General features: G+C 75.1%; 4 protein-coding genes. All 4 read right to left on the bottom strand.

The genetic code is table 11. The features are described 5' to 3' along the window. Nucleotides 1-505, bottom strand: a 505-nt coding sequence (locus AC1DUQ_RS18520; RefSeq protein WP_477074314.1) for a hypothetical protein, incomplete at its 3' end; no start/stop codon positions are given. A gap of 10 nt (nucleotides 506-515) precedes the next feature. Further along, complete coding sequence (locus tag AC1DUQ_RS18515; RefSeq protein WP_477062223.1) at nucleotides 516-1,151, bottom strand: hypothetical protein; 636 nt, start codon at nucleotides 1,149-1,151, stop codon at nucleotides 516-518. Nucleotides 1,152-1,354: 203 nt separating this feature from the next. Further along, on the bottom strand, nucleotides 1,355-2,620 hold the full coding sequence (locus tag AC1DUQ_RS18510) for an RNA polymerase factor sigma-54 (RefSeq protein WP_477062222.1): 1,266 nt from the start codon (nucleotides 2,618-2,620) through the stop codon (nucleotides 1,355-1,357). A 39-nt stretch (nucleotides 2,621-2,659) separates the two neighbouring features. Next, on the bottom strand, nucleotides 2,660-4,280 hold a 1,621-nt coding region (locus AC1DUQ_RS18505), incomplete at its 5' end, for a SulP family inorganic anion transporter (RefSeq protein ID WP_477074313.1).

The raw sequence follows: 4,280 nt of genomic DNA, 5'->3' as shown, positions 1-4,280 counted from the left end.
CGGCCGAGCTGCGCGCGACGACCTGCGGGGGCAGCGACGACGGCGCGGCCGCGGCGTACCTCGCGGTCGCGCGCCCGAACTGCACGAAGCGCCGGGCGGCCTCGTACTCGGCCTCTTCCTCACCGAGGACCTCGGCCTCCTCCGCCTCGAGCAGGCTCGAGGCCATGGAGCCGAGCTTGCCGCCGATCGCGGTGCCGATCCCGGGCGCCACCAGGCTGCCCAGGGCGCCGCCCACCATGGGCAGCGCGGTCTTGGCCACCTTCTTCAGGACGCCCGTCACGGCCTTGCCCACACCGGACTTGAGGAACTTGCCGGCACCCTTGACCAGCTTGCCGAGGAACTGGTCGAGCTCGTCCTCCGACGTGATCTCGAACAGCTCCTGGACCAGCTCGTCCTCGCYCTCGCCGGACCACTCGCCCTCACCTTCGCCGGACCACTCGCCCTCACCGGTGATCTCCCACTCCTGCAGCGGACCCTCTGCGGCCCACTCGGTCTGGTACGTCATGGCTGTCTCCCTACGCGTTGAGCAGGACGATGTTCGGGCCGCGGCGCACCCAGCGCCCCGACGTGGACCGCGGCCGACGCGGTCCTGGCCCGCCCGACGGCGGGGCAAGACGGCTGATCACCGGGGTGAGGGCCGGCAGGTAGCGGCGAGCGGCCGCCATGGCGGAGCGCTGYGCGGCGACCTGCGGGGGCACGCCACGCGGCGCCGCGGCGGCCTCGCGTGCCGTCGCGTCCGCGAAGCGCACGAAGGCGCGGCTGATCTCGAGCTCGCGATCCTCCTGCGACAGGCCCTCGAGCTCGGCCTCCAGCCGGCTGGCGACGAAGCTGCCGAGCTTGCCTCCGATGTCGCCGCCCCCGGGCACCAGCCCGCCCAGCGCGCGTCCGACGTGGGGGAGGGCCTGCTTCGCCGCGGACTTCAGCAGGCCGCCGACAGCCCGGCCCGCGCTCGACCGCGCGAAGGCCGACCCGGCACGCACGGCACCACGCAGCACGTCTCCGAGGAACCGGTCGAGCTCCTCCTCGTTGGTGATCTCGAGCAGCTCGGTCGCCAGCTCCATCTCGGCCTGTCCCGCGAACTCGTCCTCCGACTCGCCTTCCCAGGCGGTCTCCTGGCCCATCTCGAACAGGGCTCGGTCGATGTCATGCATGGGCGGATCCCTTCCCCCGACGTGTGAACTCGCTGTGCCCCACCACATGCACGTTCCGTGCCACACCGTCGCGCGAGCGGTCCGCCGTGCATCCGGTCAGGTGGTGCGCGCTTCTCGGGGAGGTGGTGCCCGGGGAGTCGGTGGAAGCCCGCTTCGTCCGGGCGCGTGCCGGGACGGGTCGGCGAGAAGCGCGCTTCGCGGGCTCAGGTGGCCGCGGCTCGGCGACGGCCTTCGGATGCGCGGTACTTGGCAACCGTGCGGCGCGCCAGGTGGACGCCCTGCGCGGCCAGCCGGATGCGCGCCTCGTCGTCGCTGTGCGGCGGGTCGTCCGACGCGAACAGCCGGGCGACCGCCTCGCGCGGGGCCTCCGCCGTGCCGAAGAAGGCCGCCAGCGGCAGCACCCGCCGGTCGGGCAGCGCCACGACCGCTCCGTGGACGACCCGCGACACGGTCGACGGGTGCAGGCCCAGTCGCCCGGCCACCTGGGCGCGCGTGAGCGGGCGGTGCGCCGCGCGTCCGTGCCGGACGAAGTCCTCCTGCACCTCGAGGGCAGTGGCGGTCACGCGACGGAGGGTGTCCGCGCGGTGGTCGAGCAGGTAGAGCAGCCGCCGGGCGTCGGCGACGTGCGCGTCGCGCCACCGCGCCGCCTCGGCACCGAGCGGGAGGGCGGCGAGCTCGTCGTCGACGGCCAGCCCGAGGTCGCCCGCGTCCAGGGCCTCGACCACGAGGCGACGGTGCACCTCGCGCACCACCACGTCCGGCGGCGCGAGAGCGGCGTCGTCGCCACCGAGGGGCAGCGGGGCGACGGTCAGCCGCGTCCGCAGGACGGCCCGGGCATCGCTCAGCTCGGCGGGAGTCACCCCGAGCCGCCCGGCGAGACCGTCGTCGCCGAGGTCCTGCAGGTGGTCCTGCACGAGGGTCACCAGGAGGGCGGGGCCGCCGTGCTCAGCGTGCCACCGGGCCTGGGCGAGCAGGCACGCGAGCAGGTCGGGCTCTCCTGTGCCCGGCGGCGCCACGGCCCGCACCGCGTCGAGCGCCACGCGGAGGCGCTCGTCCGGGTGACCGCCGACCGCCTCGATCCCGCCGGGCAGGAGCCCTCGCTCGTCCAGCAGCGCCATGACCAGCTCGACATCGCCTTCGTGCCCGGCGGGCACGAGCGCGCGGGCGTCCTGCAGCACCTGAGCGCGCGCGTCCAGGGGTGCTGCCGGGTCCAGGTCGCGCACGTCCGCACCGGTCCCGCTGCACGCCGGGCACCGGCCGCGCTCCAGCGGAGCGGCGCACCAGCGGCACCGTCGCGGTGTCCGCCGGACGAGTGCGGGGTTGACCTCGACATGGGTGTCCACCGTCGCGTCGACGTCCGTCTGGCGCGACGCCAGCATCGCGATGAGCTGCTGCGCCGTGCCGGTGAGCTGGAACCGCTGGCCGAGCTCCACCTGCAGGGCAGGCTCCGCGCCGTGGCCCCCCTCCATCGGTCCAGTCTGGACCCGGACGGTGGCGGCCGACAGGGATCACCGACCGGCGGGGGCCTCCGTGGAGCTGGAGGGGACGTGCTCGGCGGCGGCGCGGGCGACGTGCGACCTGGCGTGCTCGAGCGCGGGCCCGAGGTCGTCGAACAGATGGTTCTCGTGCCGCAGCTCGTCGAGGACGCCGACGCGGGTGAGGAGCTGCAGGTGCTGGGGCTGGACGCCCTTGACCAGCACCGTGACACCGGCGCGCTCGAGGGCGGCGACCAGCTCGGCCAGGGCGTGCGCGCCGGTGGCGTCGACCAGCCGGAGCTGCGAGAGGCGCAGGACGACGACCAGTGCGTCGGTGCTCGAGCGGATCTGGGCGCCGATCCGGTCGGCGGCACCGAAGAACATCGCGCCGTCCAGCCGGTACAGGGCGATGTGCTCGTCGCCGGGGTGCGCCGGACCGGGCAGCGGCTCACGGCGGACCGAGGTCGCGCGCGAGACCGCCCGCAGCGCGAAGAACGCCGCCACCAGCAGGCCGATCTGCACGGCCTCGATGAGGTCGACCGCGATGGTGATCACCGCGGTGACCACGAGCACGAGCGCGTCGGACCGGGTGGAGGTCAGGACGACCTTGACGGCCGCAACCGAGACCATCCGCGTCGCGGTGACCATCAGGACGCCGGCCAGGGCCGCGAGCGGGATCGCCGAGACCGCTCCGGTTCCGAGGTAGATGACCCCCAGGATCACCGCGGAGTGGGTGATCGAGGCCAGTCGCGTCTGGGCGCCGGCGCGCACGTTCACCGCGGTCCGGGCGATGGCGCCGGTCGCGGGCATGCCCCCGAACGCGCCGGACGCGATCGACGCGAGACCCTGGCCCACGAGCTCACGGTCGGGGTCGTACCGGCGGGCGTCGTCGTCCGAGGTCGCCGGTGTGCCGGCGCGTCCAGGGGTGGACGCCGGCATCGCGGCGGCCACCCGGGCCGAGAGCAGCGACTCGATGGCGGCGAGCGCGGCCACGGCCACGGCGGGGCCGACGAGCGAGCGGATCAACCCCAGGTCGACGGTCGGGAGGACCGGAAGGGGCAGCGAGTCGGGCAGGGCGCCGATCCGGGCGAGCGGCGCCTGCGTGAGCTGGGCGACGGTCGTCACCACCACGACCGCGACGAGCGACGCCGGGAGGCCGGGGGCGAACCGGGGGAGCACGAGCATGATCGCGGCGACGACCGCGACCGTCCCGAGGGCCCACCAGACCGTCGGACCTGCGTGGGTGACCGCATCCGCCGCGACGACGAGGGGGTTGCCCCCGACGGTCGCGCCGACGCCGACGGCGGCGGGAACCTGCTGCAGGAAGATGATCGTCGCGATGCCGAGGGTGAACCCCTCGACCACCGGCCACGGGATGAACGTCACCACGCGTCCCAGCCGGGTCACGCCCGCCAGCAGGACGATCACCCCCGCCAGGATCGCGACCAGCGGGACGGCGGTCGGTCCGTGCGTCGCGACGATCGGTGCGAGCACCACCGCCATCGCACCGGTGGGTCCGGAGACCTGGACGCGCGAGCCCCCGAAGACGGCCGCCACGATGCCGGCGACCACGGCGGTGACCAGCCCGGGGGCAGGACCCACGCCCGATGCCGGCGACCACGGCGGTGACCAGCCCGGGGGCAGGACCCACGCC

This window comes from Cellulomonas sp. P4_B5_2 (assembly GCF_056402235.1).
This window is presented reverse-complemented; position numbering and strand designations above follow the sequence as displayed.